The following is a 21,124-nucleotide window of genomic DNA, read 5'->3' as shown; positions in this document are numbered from 1 at the left end:
TGTTTAGTTTTCTAATGAAAGACTATCTTTTGTTTTATTTATCCAATTGATTACTTCCTCTTTTTGAGCAGGTGTTACTATTGCATTTTTATGAAGTAGCGTGTAGGACGCTAAGGGCATTTCATCAGATTTTATTTGTTTGATGATAGCTTCTAATTTGTTTTCTTGTTTTCGCTTGGAATACTTTCCAAACTCATTAAAGTTCAAATCCTTTTTACCATCTTTAATGTGTTCTTCCATAAAAAACCGTGCTGGCTGAATGTAAGAATATAATGGATAATTGGTATTGTTACTGTGACAATCGTAGCAAGATGTCCGTAAAATAGTTTCAACATTTTTAGGAACATCGTACATTTTTGTGAAATTTGCAGTTAATTCCTGCTCATAACTTTCATTACGAGCAGGTTGATATAACTGCATCAACAAAAAAATAACAAACCCAATTATGAGTATTTTCTTGATGATTTTTTTCATTTTATAATTGTTTTTTCATAGAACCACAAGTAAGCATTTTCGAACCGTAGTAAGGATTTTTTATTTCTTTGCTTTCACTTATCCAAATAGCCCCTTTTCCTTCATTATACATAGGACAAAAGTCTTGATATAGTTTTTGTTTTGCTCCAAATATTTTTATCAAATCATTCACATCTTTACTCAACATCGCAAAATGTTCTCTTTGGTGGTCAATTTTCCCACCATTATCACCAATGTGTTCTGCGTGTTCTTTAGCATCATCAGCAATATCAATATATTCTGTTTTCAATTTTGGATCTATTGCATTGGTATTGACTTTATTGAAAGTTGCATATAATGCTTTACCCGCATTGGCTGCTCCTTTTGTATCGTCTTTTGTGAGTGCGTTTTTGAGTTTTAAATAACCAGAGATTATTTCGCTTGTTGAAAATGTTGTTTGGGTAACCGATGTAGCTTCAGTATTAACTTCAACTGTTGTTGTATCATTATGACTATGACTACCATCAGTATGATCATGAGCTGCTTCATTTTGTACAACTGGTTCGGTTAATTCCATTCCACATTTTGAACATTTTTCACCTTTTTTTCCTGTAACCTCTGGGTGCATTGGACACGCGTATAATTGCGAGGTACTCTCTGTTGTTTCCGAATTAGTTGTTGCAGCTTCTTTATTTTTTTGATTACAAGAAACTAGTACAAATGCCATCGCTATGGCTGAAAGGATTAGATTTTTCATTTTATTATTTTTTTAATTGATATTGTTGGTATTTGCAACATTTTTTGATGAATATTTTTTTGAAAACCCATTTTTATATAGAAATTAATTTTTTCATTTTATAGGGTCATTAAAATCATTGCATCCTTATTATTGGTATCATGTGCATTGAATTAAACTAAAAGGAAATTTAAAATTTATGCGACTGGATTATTTTTTCTTACCCTCCGTTTTAGCCATTTCCATTCCACATTTAGGACATTCCCCCGGTTTGTCAGAAGTTGAGCCATCCATTGGACAAACATATTTTGTTACAATTTTAGTTTTAGGTTGACTGCCTTTTGTAGCGTGAGTATCTATCTTTTCGGTAATTTTTACCATTCCAGTTCCACATTTAGAACATTTCCCTTCGGTATCAGAAGTTGAGCCGTCCATTGGACAAACATATTTTGTTACAATTTTAGTTTTAGGTTGACTGCCTTTTGTAGCGTGAGTATCTATCTTTTCGGTAATTTTTACCATCCTAGTTCCACATTTAGAACATTTCCCTTCGGTATCAGAAGTTGAGCCGTCCATTGGACAAACATATTTTGTTACAATTTTAGTTTTAGGTTGACTGCCTTTTGTAGCGTGAGTATCTATTTTTTTAGTGGTTTTTACCATTGTCATTCCACATTTGCTACATTTTCCTTCTATTAAACTCACTTCTTCTGGATGCATTGGGCAAGTATAAGTTGTTTTTTGAGCTTCCTTTTGCGAAGATTTTGTAGCTTCTTGAGCTGATGCTACTGTGCTAACTGCTAAGAATACGCTTAGTACGATAATTAGATTTTTCATTTTTTACAGTTTTAATTAATTGTTTATAATATTAACACTGATCAATTGCAAGCCATTTTAATCGTTTATCAAATTTACATTTGATATTTTAGAAATTAATAGTTTACATTTTTATTACAACCCCATTTGGTTTTTTACCAACATTGATTGTTTTAGTAACGGTATGATTGGTAACATTTACAACAGAAACTGTATTTGCTGTTTGGTTGGTTACATAGGCAGTGTTTCCGTCCATAGTGAAAGAAATTGCGTGAGCACCAGCACCCGTATTAAAAGCGCCACCGTGCATCCACATCATCATACCAGCATCCCAAGTCCAATAATGTACTTTTCCATTCATTGGATCTGAAACCCATAATTCGCTTTTTGTTCCGTTGTGTGAGGCAATTCCGGGCATAAATCCTAAAATAATAGTTTGGTCAACGGCATTTGTAGCTACATTTATAACAGAAATAGATTGTCCGTCTTCGTTATCAACATACATTTTACCATCTGTACCAGTCCAAGCTCCAACAGGATTGTTACCAACTGTAACCGTTGCAACTACTGATTTTGATGCTACATTGATTACTGAAACGTTATCATCATCGCCATTAGCAACATAGGCTTTTGTCCCGTCCGAAGAGAAAGTTAATTCTGCAGGCATCATACCTACAGTAATTGTACTTTTCAACGCATAAGTTGTAGCGTCATACACCAATACTTTTCCGTTCATATCCATTTGAGGCACCCAAATTTCTGTACCATTTGGAGAATAAATAGTATTGTGGTTCATTACAGGTAAACCCATTTTTTTAACAATTGAACCAGTTGTTGCATCAATAACAACAAGTTTACCCGACATAGTTCCTGTCACTGCGTGTCCTGCGCTTAAATCCATTCCCGGAACTCCAATTGCAAGATGATTTGAATGTGAAGAAATATGGTGTGGCCACATTATCATATCTGTATCGGTTCCCATCAATGGAATAGTTCCTGTAACTTCATTAGTTGATAATTTGATTACTGAAATTGTTGCATCTTCACCATTGACAACATACGCTGCTGGATAATTAACGTTTAATGCTGCATTTGTCATATCCATATTATCATCTTTATTACAAGATGATAAAAGTATTGCTCCAATTATTGATGCGGTAAAAGATATATTCTTCATTTTTTAAAGTTTTAATTTTATTATTTTATTGTTTCTACTGTTTTACCACAACTCAACATTTGTGATCCGTAGTAAGGATTTTTAATTGTATTTTCTTTACTTAACCAATTGGCATCTTGCATCGGGCAATATTGATAATAAACCGGTTCAGTAAATTTTGAAACTTTTATCAACTCATACGTATTTTTAGATAATGATTTGAAAAGCTCTCTTTGCTTTTTGATATCCTGTGTTTCAGAAATATTTTTTGCATCAGCAGTTAAATCTTTATAAACTTTCATCCAAGTCATATGTACATCCATTTTCAATGTTTCCATTTTTACGACAGTGATTGCGGTTAAAAAATCTTTTGACTTTGCAGAAGCCGTTTTACTATCTGTTTTTACCAAGGCATCTTTCAATGAAAAATAATTATCGAAAACTGGTTTTAGTTGGTCTGTTCCTTGGTTTTCAGTCATTGTTGAATGGTCGTTCATTTCCATTTTAGTTTCTTCGGATTTTGTTTCCGTTTTTACTGCAACTTTTGCTTCACGATCGTATTGACAACATCCCGGAAGTTTTGAATATGCAGCATCTGGAGCAAGGAATTTTTCGCTATCATAACCCGCAAGTGCAATACGTTTTAAGATTTCATCCTGATTGGTTTTTTTAGCATCATAAGTAAGCGTAGCCATTTTGGTGTCTTTATTCCAATCAACATTGGCAATTTTCTTGTGACTTCCTGCTTTTTCTATGGTGGTTTCGCACATTCCACAATTCCCGAATATTTTTACGGTTTCAGTTTTAGCGTTTTTGATTTGCGCATTAGACACTGTGAATGATAGCAATAGAGTTATTGCCATCACTATTTTTTTTAGTGATTTCATTGTAAAATAATTTTAAATTGAATTAGTTAAACAAGAACAAAATGACAGCACAACAAAGCCAGCCTTTTGAAAATGAAATTAACTGAGAAAGTAAATGATTTAAAGCAATAATTGCTTTTGATTTGACACAATTATGGCTATCAAATTTAAAATTTAGCCTATTTTTGGTATAAGCCATAAAGAATTGAAACCAGAAGAAATGGAGGTTTCGTAATTGTAAAAATTTTGTTTTTCTGAAAAGAAATTAAAAATATTTTTATTAAAGTTCAATTCATTAATAGAAACAGATGTTTTGCAAGAAGAAGCACAACCACATTTAGAATGGCTGCATTTTCCTCCACAACCCTTGTCGTTTTTAGTTTTTGAATGACTATTGTCTTTACAACAATCATCTTTGTCTATTTTTGAGGAAGTCTCTTTTGAAGAAGAATGTTTCGATGAATTATTTTCACACGCAAAAGTTACTGCTGGCATCAACAATAAACCAACAACAACGATTAATAAAATGTGAAACTTTTTCATTTCTGTAAAAAAATAAATATTGTAACAAATGTAGAGAAATAATCTTAATACTCGCTAAAAACTTACTAATTTTTTATCACTACAATTTAGCTTTAATTTTTATTAAAAGTATTATTAGGGAAGCGAATAGATAAAGACTGAATACTTTAATCTTTGATATTTAAAAAAAAAACAACTTTTAAAATTTATTTAAATATAGAAAACGCTAACAAAATTATTTTTGGGATAAGTAGTTTAACGATATCGTATTTAATAAAATAATCTTAAATTAAGTAAACAAATATCAAGAACTTAAGTTACAAATAATTTTGAATCAACCTCTTTAAGCAGTATTTAAATAATTATTTAAAAGATGTGTTGTCTCATAAAGAAATCTCTGAGCAAACTGAGAATGTATTACTTATTAATAATGATTAACAACCAAGAAACCTGATAAAATCTACTACAAAAAAATGTGTTGTTTCAAATGCTTGTTAGATTAAATACATTTTCTTTTTTTTAATTTTATTACTGTTTTTTTTATCTTATATACTTTTTTCTAATACATCAACTAATGTTAAATCCATATTTGAAAAAACTCTACATATCTTAACATCTTTATTTTTTATACCAATTGATAAGCCCTCAAAAAGCAGATCAAAAGTGTCTTTTAAATTTTTATCAGCAACTTTTGGACTCAATGAAGCCCATATTTTTTGTGAATTTTCAGTAATATGTTTAAGTTTCTCCCAATCAACGTTATTTTGATTTAATAATGCCAAATTTTTAAAACCCATATAATCTAAATGTTCAATTTGAATTTGATTATCTATTTTAGATCCGTCCGTAAAATTACTTATGTTGAATTCAAAAATTTCTGTCGAGAACAATGCAATTTCATTGTAGCTATTATGATTTATTAATTTTTTTAGTCTTTCAATTTTAGTCTTAAGTAATAGTACACTTTGTGAAGCAATATTTTTTTCAAAAATTCCTTTAGAATTAATTTCTTCAATTTTACTCATTGATTTTATAATTCCATTTTTATTTTTATCTAACGCAAATTCCGTCATATCCTCAAATGGAGATAAAATGAGATCCAAATTATCAAAAACTACTTTATTGGGTTCTGTTTTAATTTCCTTTTTAATTACTCTTGATTTTAATTCAATAGCATCTGATTTTTTCTGTTGGCAAGAAATGATGAAAATCATTATCATTCCTGTCATTAAGCTTTTCAAATTTTTCATTTTATTGTGTTATTTAATAATTTCGAGTAAAATTAGGTGGCAATTCTAATTTAATTCTATCGGTTAATAAAATAATAAAAAAACAGTTTTTCTACAGTTTTTAATTTCATTTTTGTTTATTAAAACATTTTAAATGTCAAAATATATACTTCTAGTTCTCGTTATTTTAAGTTTTACTTCATGTGATGTTTATAAAACGTTGCGTTATGGTGGCCTGCCAAGCCAAAACGATTATAAGCATTTTGCTCAAAGAATTATAGAAAATGAAAGTCCTGTTTACAATTTTTACAATTCTAATAATAAGTATCAGTTAGGTAAAACGATTGGTGTTACAAGTCGTGATTTAAATGCAACAAATATTAGTTTAGATAGTTTTGCTGTTATTCATAAAACAAAAGCATTACTAATAATTCGTAACGACACAATTTTATATGAAAACTATAATAAAAACTATAATAAAACATCTACCTTTTCTAGTTTTTCAGCAGTAAAACCTATTGTTTCAAGTTTAATAGGAATAGCAATTGACGAAGGAAAAATAAAAAGTGAAAATGATTTGTTAATTACCTATTTACCTCAATACAAATCCAAATCTGGTTGGGAAAAAATTACCATAAAAAATCTATTACAACATACATCTGGAATAAAATTTACTGATAACCCATTTAATCCTATTTCTGATAATGCCGAATTTTATTGGGGAGACAATTTAAGAGAAGAATTAATGGATTTAAAATTAGAGAGCTTACCTAATTTAAAATTCAAATACAGTAGTGCAAATACTATGTTATTAGGTTTAATTATTGAAAAGGTATCAGGAGGAACAATTTCACAAAATTTGGAAGAAAAAATTTGGAAACCTATAGGAATGGAAGCATCTGCATCCTGGAGTTTAGACCGAAATGATAGTCAAGCAATCGAAAAAGTCTTTTGCTGTTTACAGGCTAGAGCGATAGATTTTGCTAAATTCGGCCGCTTATACCTTAATAATGGCAATTGGAATGGCATTCAAATTATTTCAAAAGATTGGATTTATAATTCAACACATACTGATCCCGAAGGAAATAACAAGCATTTTTATAATAATAATTGGGGAATAGGCCCCTTAAAATATGGAAGTTATTACGCAATTGGTTTGTATGGTCAATTCATATATGTGTATCCGGAAAAAAATATAATTATTATTCGATTTGGAGATACTGATACAAAGTATCATCCTAGCTATTGGAAAGATATTTTTATTCAGATTATTGATCAAATGTAATTACTATTATAATAATTACTTTATTTCTCTTTAGGCATAGAATTACTAGTTTAAATTTTATTGAATAAAAAATAATCAAACTAGCAAAAAAGTAAAACTAATTAAAAAAAATACACTTACGAATTACTTTTAAAAATGACCATTTTTTATATCTAAAAGGTTATTATTTGCTTATTATTAAATTACTTAAACAATGCAAAAAATATATTTCATAGTAAATTCAATTTACTTTAAAGAAAATAACAATTTATCACTTGAATTAATTAAATCATTATTTGAGGAATATGAGTACGAAGTTAATATCAGTTATTCTGAATACACAAAAACATTCCATTAAATTAACAAAAGAAGCTATAGAAAATAAGCCAAACAGTATCATTGCTTGTGGAGATTATGGAACCAGAAATGGAATAGCATCAATGCTAATTAATACATCAATAAAATTCGGAATTATTCCTATTGGAAGTGGATTAGCATCAAGTCTTAAGATTCCAATTGAAATAACAAATGCTTTGGAAGTGATTAAAAAAGGGAATACTACTTGTATTGATGTAGGGAAAATAAATGAATACTTTTTTTCAATAATACAGGGTTAGGAATAGATGCGGAAATAATAAAAAAACAATATGAATCTGCTAAAAAAATACTTTCGTCTTGTGTTATATATTCAATAGAAGCTAGTCTTACATATAAACCCAAAACATTAAAATATACGTTAGAAAAAATAAACATAAAATTGATCCAATATTGTTATTTGTCTCAAATTCAAACAAAATAGATATAATTTATCTTTAACTCCTGAAGCTTTTTTATCAGATGGATATTTAGATTTAGTAATTGTTTCTAGAGTAAATTTGTTAAAAAAAAGTATTTTAGGAATTCAGATTTTATCAAAAAAATATGAAAATAAGAACGTCACTAGAAGATTGATAAAGGATTTAAACATATATTTCGAAAAAAAACAAGATTGTTTAATCTAAATTGACGGAAAACATTTAAGTATAAATGTTGAACGAATTCACATAAAAATACTAGAAAAAAGTTTAACAATAATAAATTAATAAATATGGATAGTAGAATCCTATTAATAGCATTTTTCATTACCCAGACTATCTTTTCACAGCAAATACAAAAAGATTCTGTAGTTGTGAAAAAAATTACTTATAAAGAACTAATCATACCAACGGTACTTATTGGCTATGGTGTTGTTGGTATTGAAAGTGATGGATTAAAATTTGTAAATTATGGAATAAAAGAAGAAGTCAACGAGAACATTGATAAAAAAATTACAATTGACGATTTCTCACAGTATGCCCCGGCATTATCAGTTTATGGCTTAAACGCATTGGGTATAAAAGGAAAGCATAATTTTAAAGATAGAACAATAATACTGGGTACTTCCTATTTAATAATGTCAGCCTCAGTATTAAGTTTAAAATCAATTACAAAAGTGGAAAGACCCGATGGCTCAGCTTTCAATTCGTTTCCTTCAGGACACACAGCTACTGCTTTTGCAGGTGCAGAGTTTTTATGGCAAGAGTACAAAGATGTTTCAATTTGGTATGGTATTTCGGGATATATAATTGCAACTGGAACAGGTGCTTTCAGAATTTATAATGATAAACATTGGCTGACAGATGTTGTTGCAGGTGCCGGAATAGGTATTTTAAGCACTAAAATTGCCTATTGGATTAATCCATGGATTGAGAAAAAAATATTCAACTCAAAAGAGAAAAATAGTATGTCAGCTATTGCGCCTTTTTATAATGGTAAACAATTAGGTATTGGGCTTTTAAAAACTTTCTAACACAAAAGACATCAATACCTTTTTCAGGTACTGTAATTGAAAGTATACAACTGTCTCTAATGATAAAAAATCTTGTAGTGTAGATGGTTCTTGTTGTGCAGGAGGAAAAATACCTCCAAAAAAAATCATAAATATTTTAAAGAGCGTCCCTATTGAGGGACGCTTCTTATTTATTTCAGATTTAAAACTTCATTCGCTGTATTCTCACGGCATTTAAAATGGCTTATAAAAGCAAGCTAATATCAGTGAAAATTTTACATAATTAAAATTTTATTTAATATCTAGCCATTTATTTGTTCCACCACAAAGCCAATTTGCATTGTAACCTAAATCGTTTAATAGTTTTGCTGCGTCAGAAGAACGGCCACCACCTTTTCCACATGCTGTAACAAATAGACATTCTTTATCAAAGTCTTTAATTTGATCTTTTAGCTCTGTTATGACAATATTTATGGCATTTGGAATGTGTGCTTGTTCGAATTCTTCTTTTGATCTTACGTCAATAATTTGTACTTTTCTGTTTTGTTGAATTACTTTTTTCACTTCGTCCACTTCAATACAGTTTTTCATTATTTTTATTGTTTCTGGCATACGAAATTTAATAATGATGGAAGATACTATTGTAAGTCCACCAATGAGAAAAATAGCATAATCGACTCCAAATAGATCTGCTGTTATGCCTGAAATGAAAGCTCCAAACGCATATCCCAAATCTCTCCAAAGACGAAATGTACCAATACTTTCAGCTCGTTGTTTTGGACTGGTAGCCTCGGCAATTGCGGCTAAAAAAGTAGGGTAAACTAATGCTGTTCCTAAACCTAAAACTGCTGAAATGCTCGCAAGCATAATAAAACTATGACTGAAGGGCAAAAAAATAATCGCTATTCCTTGTAACAGCATTCCCCAAAACAACATTGCTTTTTTAGAATAAATATCAGACATTTTGCCTGTAAAGAGTTGCCCGATTCCCCAAACTGTTGGATAAATGGCGGTTATAATCCCAATGTTTTCTGTATTATAATGGAGTGAAAGCAGAACAATTGGCAATAAGCCCCAAATCATCCCGTCGTTAAGATTGTTGATTAAGCCTGCTTGTGTAACGGAACTTAAAGTTTTGTTTTTAAAAGTTGTTTCCATAAACACATTGTCCAATTGTTTTGTATTATCTGTTAAACTTTCTTTTTGTGTATGTAATCTTGTATTTTTTACAAAGAAAAGGGTTAATAAAAAACCAATAATAGAAATTCCAACGCCAATATAAAAAGGATAAGGTGTTATACCATATTTGTTAGCAACATACCCTGATAAAAACGCAACGATACCCACCGCAAAATAGCCTGCAAATTCATTTAAACCCATGGCCAACCCACGATCTTTTTCGCCAACTAAGTCAATTTTCATAACTACGGTGCTACTCCAGGTTAAACCTTGACTAATGCCTAATAAAATGTTTGCAAAAATCACCCAATTCCAAGTCTCTGCATTCATTAATATGAAGGGAATAGGCAAAGCTACAAACCAACCAAATAGCAACAAATTTTTTCTGCCAAATCGATTGGCTAATTTTCCAGCAAAATAATTAGTTATTGCTTTGGTAATTCCGAAGGCGGTAATAAATGATAAAATAGCTGTCTTTGATGCGATTCCAAATTCAACTTCTGCAAATTTCGGGAATATACTTCGTTCCATTCCAATCATTCCACCAACGAAGGCATTGACAATGACCAATATGGTAAACTGCTTCCAATTTTCTTTTAACCCCAGTTTTATGTGTTCTGTATTCATATTGTTTTACCTTTTTTTATTAATTTCATAGTATCGTTTAAAATGTCATTACTATTTTATTCTTTCGTACCAGTTCATATAGGTTTTTCATTGACGAAAACCTGCTAACTATGGTTCTTAATTTTTCCAGATTAATTTCTTAATAAGCCACTCTGCTCTTTATTAAAAAGCAGTAATATGGTTCAGTCCGAAAAAATAATATATTGTATGTCGTTAATTGTACAGCACTATTTTTCTATTTACTACGCCGTTTAAGAAATGTTTTTTTTTATTTCTTCAAATTGTTCTTTGGTGATTTCACCATTTGCGTATCTTCTCTTTAAAATTTCTATTGGTGATTCAGAATTCGGCCCGCTTTTGGTTTGCAAATATTTTTTTACTAAAAAATAAATTGCGAGAATGATGATAATGGGAATGAACCACATTCCCCATCCCATTCCCCAACCTGAATTGTTCATCATAATTTTAGATTTTAATTGATTTTAAGACTACAAAACTTCCTTTACCGAAACCCGGTTCGGGTTGTTCAATTCTATTTTCATTGGGAACAAAAAGTGTTTGCCAAAAAGTAAAATTTCCAAAACCTGAGTTGGATAATAATTCGGTGATTTCAGCAATGGAATGAAAGTGGGCCTCGTTGTAAAACTTGTTTGTGTTTTTCTGCAGCTCATATTTTTTGCCAAGTTCGCTGTCAAGATCAATCATGCCAATGATAAATTCTCCTTTGGATTTTAAGATGCGATGCACTTCCAGAAATGCTTTTGGAATATCGCTAAGAAAGCAAACGCTTGTAACCATTGTTGCAAAGTCATATGATTGATTTTCTAATGGTAGCTTTTCGGCAACAGCATTGATGCAATTTATCCCTCGCTTTTTGGCAATATTTGCCATACTTTCTGCCGGCTCTACTCCGAATTTTATATTTAATGGCTGTGCAAAACGTCCTGTTCCAACGCCTATTTCAATTCCAGTTTTATTTTCAGGAATGGCTTTCTTTAATGCAAGCAGTTCAGATTGATATAGATTGAAATGTTTGTCAAACCACTCGTCATAATCCGTAGCATACTGGTTATAGACTTGTTTGGATGTATGAGTTGTTTTCATTATTGCGATAGGATTACAAGTTTTGCTCTATCTGTTTTTTTATTTCTTCTTCAGCGATTAAGCCGTTGTGTTTCCATACCTCTTTTCCGTTTTTATAGAGAATAAAAACAGGTACTCCAGCAACGTTATAGGCTTTTCCTACCTCTTTGCTTTTATCCACATCAACTCTCATCACTAAGGCTTTGTCTTTGTAATCGATTTCTATTTTATCCACTATTGGAGCCATTTTCCGGCAAGGCGCACACCAAAAGGTATGGAAATCGACTAATATCAGTTTGTTTGAATTTAGCAGAACATTAAAATCTTTCAGGCTGATTTGTTGAATTTTGTCATCTTTAGCAAATTTAGATTTCGTAATAGGGAATTTATTGTTTTCCCATTGGATAAAACCACCTTCCAGATCGTATATCCTGTTGAATCCATTTTTCTTTAAAATCTCGGCTGCCTGGGAGCTTCTTCCTCCTGATTTGCAGTAAACATAGATTTCTTTATCCTTTGGAATCAGATTTATTTTTTCGACGAAATTATCATCGTAGAAATTAATGATACTTGCATTGTTGATATACCCTTCCGAGATTTCCTGAGGTGTTCTAACATCCAGTATGATACCTTTTCCTGCATCAACGAGTTTTTTAAATGTTTGTGGATTTACAGTTTTAATATAAGGCTGCGTTTCCTGGGCCTCAGCATGAAAGCAAAAAGCGGTAAAAAATATTGCAATTGCTATTATTGAGAGCTGTTTCATAATGTTTTTTTAGAGTATTATATTAACTTAATATGTTCCACAAATTTCAGCAAAATAAAATACTAATCCTTTAACAATTGTTAAATAATTACCGAATTGCAGCCCTAATCCTGCTTAAAGTAACTTGGGTAATTCCCAAATAAGAAGCAATGTGTTTGAGAGGGACTCTTTGTAAAAGAGTAGGTTGTTCTTTTATTAATAATGTGTATCTTTCTTCGGCGGTGTGGAATTGAATTGCTTCCATTCTGTTTACCGTATCGACATAACCGGCTTCAAAAATTTTACGAAATAACCTTTCAGTCTCTGGATAAGTATCGTACAAATCAAAAAGTTGTGTAGCATCAATTGCTACGATTTCGCTGTCTTCTAAAACCTGTATTGCTTTTCGTGATGGCTTTCCTGTAAATAAACTTTCTACTCTGGCTATGATGTTATTTTCAAAGATGAAACTTTCTGTAATATCAACTCCATTATGATAGTAATAAATTCGGGCAATTCCTTTGTTTATGAAATAGATCGTTTTGCAGGTATGACCGATGGATTGCAGGTCTTGATTTCTTTTAATTTTTAATACTGTTGCTATTTCGGCAATAGCTTGAGTTGCCCTTGCTGAAATTGTTTCAACCCCATTTAAATAAACTGCCAATTGAGTATGGGAATTTGGAAGGATGTATTGATTATTTACCATTTAATTTTTATGTTACTACTCGGCAGCGGTATATAATTTCATAGTACCTTTTTTGAATACTACTTCATCGATATGCCCCATTTTTGATTCATCGTTTGTTATTAAGTGCATGTGTAAAAACGTATCGTGGTGTGTAAAAATGGCTTTATGTTCTGTAGAAAAGAAGCCTATAATTTCTGATGACTCGTTTTGTAAATGATAGTTTGTTTGTCCTTTGTGGGCTTCTTCCGGAAATACTTGCTGTATTTTTTATAGGCTTTCTGAACTTGGTCTGTATCTTGTTGGCTCAAATATTTTTTGAGCACGGAAGGCTGAAATAATGACATTGGTAACGCTTTTTTTTGAGTTTACTAATGTAGGATTTTATTTCTGTATAACGTTGGGGTGAATGGAATGAGTTTTAAACAGATTTATATGGTGTTTAAAAAAAATGCTTGTCTTTTTACGAGGGCACTGAAAAACTTCGCTTATTTTGATTAGAGTCGTTTTTTAGACAATAAAGAAACGCTTATAACAGGATTTTAAACATCCGTTATAAGCGTTTTTCTTTTTGTAACTGTTTTTTAATGTAGGTTGTATCAGTCTATTTTTGACTTATATAGTTTCATTTTGCCTAATGCGCGTGTAGATTGCATTTCCTATATTAATTTCAGTATTCTTTTTAAGTTGACCGCGAAAATTGCTATTGCACCTTGCATTTGCATATTGGTAATACCATACGATATCGCTCTATCATACCCATGTACATTTTTTAACTCACTGTTTTTCGCTTCTATTTTGTATCGGTGTTTTGCTTTTTCTTTGTAATAATCAGTTTCTTGAAAGCTGATTTGTTCTTGGTGTAAGTCTGATTTTATCGACACCGAATATGTTTTTGTCTTGGATCCCTCTTTATAACACCCCTCTTTTAAAGGGCAAGTCTTACATTTTTCTACATCAAAATAGTAGGTGTCTACTTGATTCTTTCCAACATTTTTTTTGCCCTGAACAGCCTTTCGTATAGCCATATGACCTGCAGGACAAACAAATCTATCGGCATCTTTATTGTAATCAAATTTATCTTCGTCTTTTCTAGCTCCTTGTGCTATTGTAACATTCAGTCTAGCTACCACTTTAATATTTTGCTCTCTTGTGAGTTTGAGATTTTCTTTTCCTGTATAAGCTCCATCGCCAATAATAGTATCAACATCGATTCCGTTTTCCTGACTAATCTCTAAAAGTTTAGGTAATTCTGGCCCATCTCCTTTTTCGCCTGATGTGACTACAGCCGCTGTAATGATGCGCTCTTCGGTCATCGCCAAATGAGTCTTATATCCAAAGAAGGAACTATCAGCGGATTTATGACCTGTTTTAGCATCTGTATCTTTTGATAACGTAAAATTTTCCTGAGTATCTTCTATTGTTTCTTTAAGCAAGTTTAATTTTTCTTTTACAGCAGGTATAGAGCTTAAAGCTTGTTCTTTTTCAATTACTTTCTCCAACTCTTTACAATAGGTCAATTCCTTTTCTAATTCATTAGTGTTGTTCTTTTCGGGCATGCGTTCTTTCCATTGGTCATCAAATAAATAAACCGTTTTTCGTAGTAGTTTGGAACGCTCTCTCAATACTTCAATTGCTGAAAATGGATTCGATCTCGATAAAGTATGTGTGGCATCAACTATAATAGACTTTGAACGAACAATCCCTTTTTCGATAGCAATAGAAACTGTTTTGCCAATCAATAGATTTAATAAGTCGGTGTCCTTCAAACGTAGTTTTCTAAATTTTGTCAAGGAACTTGAATTTATGACATCTTCCTCCGGTGCCATTTCCAAAAAATACTTAAAAGACATATCAAAACGCGAACGCTCCACTACATCAACATCAGAAACGGTATAAATTGTTTTCAGAAGTAAATACTTGAACATACGCACAGGACTCTCTGCTGTGCGTCCATTATTGGCGCAATACTTATTTAACAACTCATCGTAGATAAATGAAAAATCAATCAACTCATTAATTTTCCTTAGCATATTATCCTTGGGAACGATTAAATCATATAACGAAGAATACGGACTGAACTGAATTTTTTGTTGCTGAACTAACATCTAAAAAGCCTTATGGTTACAGTTAAAAATACGAAAAAAGGAGCAAAAAACTATAGTTTTCTACTCCTTTTTTATTAAATAATTAATTCTTAAAAAGACTTTTTCAGTGCCCTCCTTTTTACAACAAGCATTTTTAAATTTGAATTATAACTAATCTTGAAACTTCATTCTTTGGATTCTAACCGCATTTAGGATGGCTAATAAAGCTACGCCCACATCGGCAAAAACTGCCTCCCACATGGTGGCTAAACCACCTGCACCGAGTATTAAAACAATCGCTTTTACCACAAATGCCAAAGTGATGTTTTGCCACACAATTTTCTTGGTTTGTTTTCCAATGTTTATGGCTGTGAATATTTTATGAGGTTGATCGTTTTGAATCACAATGTCAGCCGTTTCAATTGTTGCATCGCTTCCTAAACCGCCCATTGCAATGCCGGCATCGGCAAGGGCAACTACTGGCGCATCGTTTACACCATCACCAACGAATGCAATTTTTAAGTTTTTTAATTTCAATTCCTCTACTTTTTCCACCTTGTTTTCCGGTAATAAATCGCCATAAGCCTGGTCAATGTTTAATTCTTTTGCCACTGCATCTACAACGGCTTGTTTATCACCTGAAAGCATTACAGTTTTCACGTTTATTTTATGTAAACTCTGAATCGCTTCTTTGGCATCTTCTTTGATTTCATCAGCAATTAAAAAATATCCTGCATATTTTTGATTGATTGCAATAACAATAATCGTGAAAGGTGTAGTATCGATTTCGGGATCATAGATGATATTGAATTTTTTCATCAGTTTTACATTCCCTACCAAAATTTCTTTTCCATCTACTTTTCCTTTAAGACCATGACCTGCAATTTCTTCTACGTCGGTAATTGTTGCTTCTTTTTCTGAACCTTTTGCATATTCGATAATAGCCGTTCCAACAGGATGTGTCGATTTAGTTTCTAGTGCTGCTGTATATTTTATTAAGTCGGCTTCGGAAATATCCACAGCAACTACTTTTTGTACTTTGAAAACCCCTTTGGTCAGCGTTCCTGTTTTGTCCATCACCACTACTTCGATAGATGCCATTAAATCCAGAAAATTAGATCCTTTAAACAAAATCCCATTTTTGCTTGCAGCACCAATTCCTCCAAAATAACCTAACGGAATAGAAATCACCAATGCACATGGGCAGGAAATCACCAGAAAAATTAAGGCTCTATACAACCAATCACTGAAAACGTAGTTTTCCACAAATAGCATTGGAAGCAAACAAATCCCGATTGCCAGAAACACAACCACTGGTGTATAGATTTTGGCGAATTTTCTAATAAATAATTCAGTTGGTGCTTTTTTGGCAGTTGCCTCTTGCACCATTTCTAAGATTTTAGATAATTTACTATCGGTGTAGGCCGTCGTTACTTCGACTAGAACAACCGTATTGAGATTGATCATTCCGGCAAGAACGGTTTCATCTTTTTGTTTGGTATCTGGTTTACTTTCTCCTGTTAGTGCTGCGGTGTTGAACGAAGCGGTATCCGAAAGTAGCTTTCCGTCTAATGCTAGTTTTTCTCCTGGTTTTAACTGAATAATTTCTCCAATAATTATTTCAGATGCTTTTTTTATAGTCGCATTTTCTCCATTCATTACTGTTGCTTCATCAGGTCTTTGGTCTAATAATAATTTGATGTTAGTTTTTGCTCTTTGAACAGCCAAGGTTTGAAACACTTCACCAACGGCATAAAAAAGCATTACAGCAACACCTTCAGGATATTCACGAATTGCAAATGCACCAATGGTAGCAATGCTCATCAATAAAAATTCCGAGAACACTTCTCCTTTACGAATACTTTCGAATGCTTCTTTTAAAACAGGGAAGCCAACTGGAAAATAAGCAACTACATACCAAATTAACCTAATCCAACCTGTAAACCAGATTTGCGTAAAGAAATTATCAAAAGCGATTGCTATGAGTAATAATGTAAAGCTTATTAGTGCCGGAAGAAACATTTTGAGCGTACTTTCATTTCCGCCTGAGTGGTCATGGTCGTCGTGTCCATCATCTTCTGAATGTTCGGATTTGTAATCAACTGTACAACATCCTGATTGCTTATCGGTTTTGCTGTTTATTTTTTCTTCTAGTGTACAACAAAGCTGCTTGCCGTTTGCATCGTATTTATGTTTGTGATTTGGATCTGTATTTATCATAATTATTTAGAATTTAAATTTTAATATTCTCGATTATTTTTTAAGTTTATAAGGTTAATATGTTATTTATATTAAAAAGCACTGGCTGTTTATTTAAATATTTTGTTTGATAAAATTATTTACCAGAATACGCTTTTTGCATTTTATTACGATTAATAATTAACCGCTGAGATTAGAAATCGTATTGATTGTAAGCGCCACAATAATTGTATTAAATACAAATGAAATTAGGCTATGCATTAAAACAAATCTCCTGATTGCCTGAGAAGATATTGTAATATCGGAAACCTGAAATGTCATTCCGATAACAAAAGAGAAATAAGCGAAATCAATATAATCTGGTTGCATTTTGCCTGGAAAATCAATACCACCAACGTTACTTCCAGTGTTTAATTTATTATGATCATGGTATAGGTGCGCATAACGAATTGTGAACATTGTATGCAACAAAATCCATGAAAAAAAAATAGGGGATAACGAAATAATCATATGGACTATTTTATTAGCTGAGTATTCATTTTTTTGAGCTATTAAGACTAAGGTACCAAAAAGGCTAAAGCAAACGGCAATCAATATGATGACGAATATCGCTTTAAGACCGTCATCTTGCTTTTCTACGACTGAGCATAAATCTTTAGAAGTTGTCGAAAAAAAGAATAGCCAGCTTAAAATAATCATTGAAAAACTAAAAGTATCCCAGCCAATTATTATTCTGCTGAATATTTCAATTTTAAAAAATGATAAAAATACAAATACTAAAATGGACACTACTAGACAAAATAGTAGTTTTTTTAGTCCACTTACTTTCGCAATAAATGATAATTCTTTTTGCTGTTTTTTCATGATTGTAATTTTACAATTATTATCGGTATTAGTCTTGCTTTGGGTTTTTATCGTTCTGAATCCTGTTTTGCCAATTTCTGTAAAAACTGAAATGGTTAAGCGACAACATGAAGTACAGCATGGCCGTAGTCACTACGGATATTACGTAAAATCCCAAAGCAGCGGCTACACCGATTGCAGAAACCGCCCATATATTCGCAGCAGTGGTGAGTCCGCTGGATTCGTTGCTTTGCTGTTTATTATAAATAATACCGGCACCCAGAAAACCTACCCCTGTGATTATATTAGCAATAATCCTTGATGAATCATCAGTTTCTGAAAAATGCATTCCGACAGCTGTAAACAGAGCGGCACCGGCACTTACTGCGCCAAAAGTACGTATCCCTGCATTTTTGTTCTCGCGTTCTCGCTGGTAACCGATTATGCAACCAAGTATTGCAGCCATAAGTATTTTGGCTACCATTATCAGTTCAAATTTTATATCTGCATCTATCATTTCATAAAGTATTACATTAAGTAAAAAGAGGTTGGCTTTTCTTGTATTGGTAAATTTGTATCGTTTATCATTTCTTTGAGATTAATCTCAATGGTTATAGCAAGGTTTGTCATTGGTGTATCTGAAGGGGAATTTTCAAAAGGGTCTTGCAATATTATAGCTGTACGCTCTATAGTGATGAATATTAAGGGTATCAATGTAGTTAAAAAAATTTCTTCAATTATGTACTTATCATCTAATCCAAAAGGTAGTAACGTAGCAAATACATAAATTAATAAATGGATTAACAAGCTGTAAGATTTTGGAAACACTGTGTTTTTAATACGTTCGCATTTTCCCATGGCATCGCACAAACGGCTTAAAGTACTGTCAATATGAACTTGCTTAAATTCACTTATTTCAAGTTGAGACAATGCGACACTATGTTTGTTCAGAATTGCGTTTGGAACATTTTTGTCTGTGATGTTTTGCTCATTAATATATTGTTTCACTTTATTTGAAAAAGGTAATCCTCGTAGAGATTCACCCAAGGCGTAGCACCAAATTATTTGTCGATGTGCAAATATTTCAATTGTTTTATTATTGGAATTATTTTTTGGAACAAACTGTATTAATTGTCTTATCAATGTTCTAGAATCATTAACTATAGCACCCCAAACTATTCTTGCTTCCCACCACCTTTCATAAGCCTGAGCTGTTCTGAAAGCTAATAATACAGATAAGGCAGTTGCTATTATTGCTGTCATACTAGTCGGGATTGATATTTTAGACAGAAAAGAGTATTGATCTACAATGCCTACTACAACTGCATAGGTTACAATGGTGATAATATCATACTTAATTTCTCTAATGAAAGTGAAAATTGATATTTTTCTATTTAACAGCATATTTTTTTGATTATGAATTAGCCTTTATAATTGTTTCGATAGCTTAGGTGTTTCCTTTTATAAACTGCCTCCCAATAGTGTCTAACTTTTTTTGGGGGCAGTCTATTTGTAAGGTTTATTTATTTTGATCGTATTATAGTTTAAAATTCACTTTTTAATGATCGTGTGATCCGCCGCCTTTCATTGCAGAAAGTAGATAAAAAGCTCCTTTTACAACAATTTTGGCATTGGCAGGAATTGCTTGTACAAATTTTATTTGAGTATAACCTAAATCAGTAGTTCCCGGTACCACTTCAATCGCTTTAAAGTGCATTTCGTTGTGCTCTTCTTCTTCTCCTTCTGCGTGTTCAGCGTGTGCCTCTCCTTCTTTGTGATCGTGAGTTTCTTCTTTTGCTACTGGTTTTTTTTCTTCGTGGTGTTCCTCTTGGATATAAACAAAGTATTTATCCCCATTTCTCACAATTGCATCTTTTGGCAATGCAGGAACAGTTTCATTATTGAGGTTGATATTGGCAGAAACATACATACCGGAAATCAATCCTTTTGCATCAGCCGGATTTATTTTCGCGTGCACCGCTACAGTTTTACTTTCGTTAGAAAACGATTTATTAATACCAAATATTTTCCCTTTTATTGCCTTATTGGATTGATTGGTCAATACAAAATCGACTTCCTGACCTACTGAAATAGCACCTAAATCTTTCTCATACACATTCAAATCCAAGTGCATTTGGCTGTTATCAACCACTTCAAAAAGCGGAATTCCTGTTTCAGCAAAAGCTCCTTTAGCAATGCTAATTTTTCCGACATATCCACTAATTGGTGAAACTATTGGTATTAAAGCACTATTACTGCTTGTACTTACATTTAATGCTCTTAATTTGTTTTTTGCAGCTTGCGCTCTCGCCTTTTCTACAGCCAGTTTTGCTTTTACTTCCTGTAATGTTTTTCGCGGATTCACATTTTCGTCGGTCAATGTTTTTTGACGGTTGAATTCCAATTGCAAATACTCAATATTGGCTGTTGCCGAATTATAGTCTTCCTGCATTTCAACAACTTCCAGGTTTTGAATGGTTGCCAAGACTTTTCCTTTGTTTACAAAAGTACCTTCCAATACAAAAATATCCTTAACAGTACCACCAATTAGCGTAGCCACTTTAGCGGAATTTTGTGGAGGAACTGTAGTGTATCCATTCGCTTTTATTACTGTATTAAGGTTACGATTCTCAATAGCACCAAATTCAACACCAACCGTTTTAAATTGTGCAGCGGTTAGTGCCACTTCATTTTCGGATTTTTCTTCTTCATGAGTTTCTTCGGCTTTCTTGTCGTTGCAAGATGTAAAAATTAATAGGCAAAAAGCAAATGGTAATAGAAAAAATTTACCGCTCATTTTATTTTTTATATTTTTCATTTTAAT

The 21,124-nt window shown here is 32.1% G+C and carries 22 protein-coding genes; 3 read left to right on the top strand and 19 right to left on the bottom strand.

Translation table 11 applies throughout. The features are described from left to right. Nucleotides 1–3: 3 nt before the first annotated feature. The 7 genes from ACNQF6_RS11840 to ACNQF6_RS11810 all read right to left on the bottom strand — a co-directional run bounded on the left by ACNQF6_RS11840 (nt 4) and on the right by ACNQF6_RS11810 (nt 5,799). Nucleotides 4–474, bottom strand: coding sequence for a heme-binding domain-containing protein (locus ACNQF6_RS11840; RefSeq protein ID WP_086452985.1), 471 nt, complete (start codon nt 472–474; stop codon nt 4–6). 1 nt (nt 475) lies between these two features. Further along, complete coding sequence (locus ACNQF6_RS11835; protein WP_099716324.1) at nt 476–1,210, bottom strand: DUF3347 domain-containing protein; 735 nt, start codon at nt 1,208–1,210, stop codon at nt 476–478. A 189-nt stretch (nt 1,211–1,399) separates the two neighbouring features. Continuing rightward, on the bottom strand, nt 1,400–2,026 hold the full coding sequence (locus tag ACNQF6_RS11830; RefSeq protein ID WP_417966107.1) for a heavy metal-binding domain-containing protein: 627 nt from the start codon (nt 2,024–2,026) through the stop codon (nt 1,400–1,402). 103 nt (nt 2,027–2,129) lie between these two features. Next, nucleotides 2,130–3,182, bottom strand: a complete 1,053-nt coding sequence (locus tag ACNQF6_RS11825; protein ID WP_417966106.1) for a YncE family protein — start codon at nt 3,180–3,182, stop codon at nt 2,130–2,132. 20 nt (nt 3,183–3,202) lie between these two features. After that, entirely contained in the window at nt 3,203–4,048 is an 846-nt protein-coding gene (locus ACNQF6_RS11820; RefSeq protein WP_417966105.1) for a DUF3347 domain-containing protein, read from the bottom strand. 153 nt (nt 4,049–4,201) lie between these two features. Then, nucleotides 4,202–4,570 (bottom strand): hypothetical protein, encoded by a 369-nt coding sequence (locus tag ACNQF6_RS11815; RefSeq protein WP_417966104.1) that lies wholly within the window; start codon nt 4,568–4,570, stop codon nt 4,202–4,204. Between the two features lie 524 nt (nt 4,571–5,094). Then, nucleotides 5,095–5,799: a hypothetical protein gene (locus tag ACNQF6_RS11810; protein WP_417966103.1), complete on the bottom strand. Its 705-nt coding sequence runs from the start codon at nt 5,797–5,799 to the stop codon at nt 5,095–5,097. 133 nt (nt 5,800–5,932) lie between these two features. On the opposite strand from ACNQF6_RS11810, the gene ACNQF6_RS11805 reads away from it, so the two are divergent. The 3 genes from ACNQF6_RS11805 to ACNQF6_RS11795 all read left to right on the top strand — a co-directional run bounded on the left by ACNQF6_RS11805 (nt 5,933) and on the right by ACNQF6_RS11795 (nt 8,870). Then, nucleotides 5,933–7,063 (top strand): serine hydrolase domain-containing protein, encoded by a 1,131-nt coding sequence (locus ACNQF6_RS11805; protein WP_417966102.1) that lies wholly within the window; start codon nt 5,933–5,935, stop codon nt 7,061–7,063. Nucleotides 7,064–7,347: 284 nt separating this feature from the next. Next, nucleotides 7,348–7,659 (top strand): diacylglycerol/lipid kinase family protein, encoded by a 312-nt coding sequence (locus tag ACNQF6_RS11800; RefSeq protein WP_417966101.1) that lies wholly within the window; start codon nt 7,348–7,350, stop codon nt 7,657–7,659. 470 nt (nt 7,660–8,129) lie between these two features. After that, a complete protein-coding gene (locus ACNQF6_RS11795; protein WP_417966099.1) occupies nt 8,130–8,870 on the top strand; it encodes a phosphatase PAP2 family protein in 741 nt (246 codons plus the stop codon). Between the two features lie 270 nt (nt 8,871–9,140). On the opposite strand, the gene ACNQF6_RS11790 is transcribed toward ACNQF6_RS11795, so the two are convergent. The 12 genes from ACNQF6_RS11790 to ACNQF6_RS11735 all read right to left on the bottom strand — a co-directional run bounded on the left by ACNQF6_RS11790 (nt 9,141) and on the right by ACNQF6_RS11735 (nt 21,118). Further along, nucleotides 9,141–10,655 carry an MFS transporter gene (locus ACNQF6_RS11790; protein ID WP_417966097.1) on the bottom strand — a complete coding sequence of 505 codons (1,515 nt, stop codon included), beginning with the start codon at nt 10,653–10,655 and terminating at the stop codon, nt 9,141–9,143. Between the two features lie 251 nt (nt 10,656–10,906). Further along, complete coding sequence (locus ACNQF6_RS11785) at nt 10,907–11,116, bottom strand: SHOCT domain-containing protein (RefSeq protein ID WP_417966095.1); 210 nt, start codon at nt 11,114–11,116, stop codon at nt 10,907–10,909. A gap of 4 nt (nt 11,117–11,120) precedes the next feature. After that, the gene (locus tag ACNQF6_RS11780) at nt 11,121–11,759 is read right to left on the bottom strand and encodes a class I SAM-dependent DNA methyltransferase (RefSeq protein ID WP_417966093.1); all 639 of its coding nucleotides are present in this window, start codon (nt 11,757–11,759) and stop codon (nt 11,121–11,123) included. A 13-nt stretch (nt 11,760–11,772) separates the two neighbouring features. After that, on the bottom strand, nt 11,773–12,504 hold the full coding sequence (locus ACNQF6_RS11775; protein WP_417966090.1) for a thioredoxin domain-containing protein: 732 nt from the start codon (nt 12,502–12,504) through the stop codon (nt 11,773–11,775). 88 nt (nt 12,505–12,592) lie between these two features. Further along, nucleotides 12,593–13,192 (bottom strand): Crp/Fnr family transcriptional regulator, encoded by a 600-nt coding sequence (locus ACNQF6_RS11770; RefSeq protein ID WP_417966087.1) that lies wholly within the window; start codon nt 13,190–13,192, stop codon nt 12,593–12,595. 15 nt (nt 13,193–13,207) lie between these two features. After that, a complete protein-coding gene (locus ACNQF6_RS11765; RefSeq protein ID WP_417966211.1) occupies nt 13,208–13,438 on the bottom strand; it encodes an acetolactate decarboxylase in 231 nt (76 codons plus the stop codon). Nucleotides 13,439–13,830: 392 nt separating this feature from the next. Further along, a complete protein-coding gene (locus tag ACNQF6_RS11760) occupies nt 13,831–15,279 on the bottom strand; it encodes an IS1182 family transposase (RefSeq protein ID WP_417966085.1) in 1,449 nt (482 codons plus the stop codon). A 150-nt stretch (nt 15,280–15,429) separates the two neighbouring features. Further along, the gene (locus ACNQF6_RS11755) at nt 15,430–17,478 is read right to left on the bottom strand and encodes a heavy metal translocating P-type ATPase (RefSeq protein WP_417966083.1); all 2,049 of its coding nucleotides are present in this window, start codon (nt 17,476–17,478) and stop codon (nt 15,430–15,432) included. 159 nt (nt 17,479–17,637) lie between these two features. Continuing rightward, nucleotides 17,638–18,321, bottom strand: coding sequence for a DUF1345 domain-containing protein (locus tag ACNQF6_RS11750; RefSeq protein WP_417966081.1), 684 nt, complete (start codon nt 18,319–18,321; stop codon nt 17,638–17,640). A 28-nt stretch (nt 18,322–18,349) separates the two neighbouring features. Further along, nucleotides 18,350–18,817, bottom strand: coding sequence for an MgtC/SapB family protein (locus ACNQF6_RS11745; RefSeq protein WP_395381482.1), 468 nt, complete (start codon nt 18,815–18,817; stop codon nt 18,350–18,352). A gap of 11 nt (nt 18,818–18,828) precedes the next feature. Then, nucleotides 18,829–19,704 carry a bestrophin family protein gene (locus ACNQF6_RS11740; RefSeq protein WP_305629089.1) on the bottom strand — a complete coding sequence of 292 codons (876 nt, stop codon included), beginning with the start codon at nt 19,702–19,704 and terminating at the stop codon, nt 18,829–18,831. Nucleotides 19,705–19,858: 154 nt separating this feature from the next. Beyond that, nucleotides 19,859–21,118, bottom strand: coding sequence for an efflux RND transporter periplasmic adaptor subunit (locus ACNQF6_RS11735; protein ID WP_417966078.1), 1,260 nt, complete (start codon nt 21,116–21,118; stop codon nt 19,859–19,861). Between the last annotated feature and the right edge of the window lie 6 nt (nt 21,119–21,124).

This window comes from Flavobacterium pasteuri, assembly GCF_048286615.1.
Lineage (GTDB): Bacteria > Bacteroidota > Bacteroidia > Flavobacteriales > Flavobacteriaceae > Flavobacterium.
The sequence above is the reverse complement of the archived record's forward strand: the minus strand, read 5'-3'. Positions and strand labels throughout refer to the sequence as shown.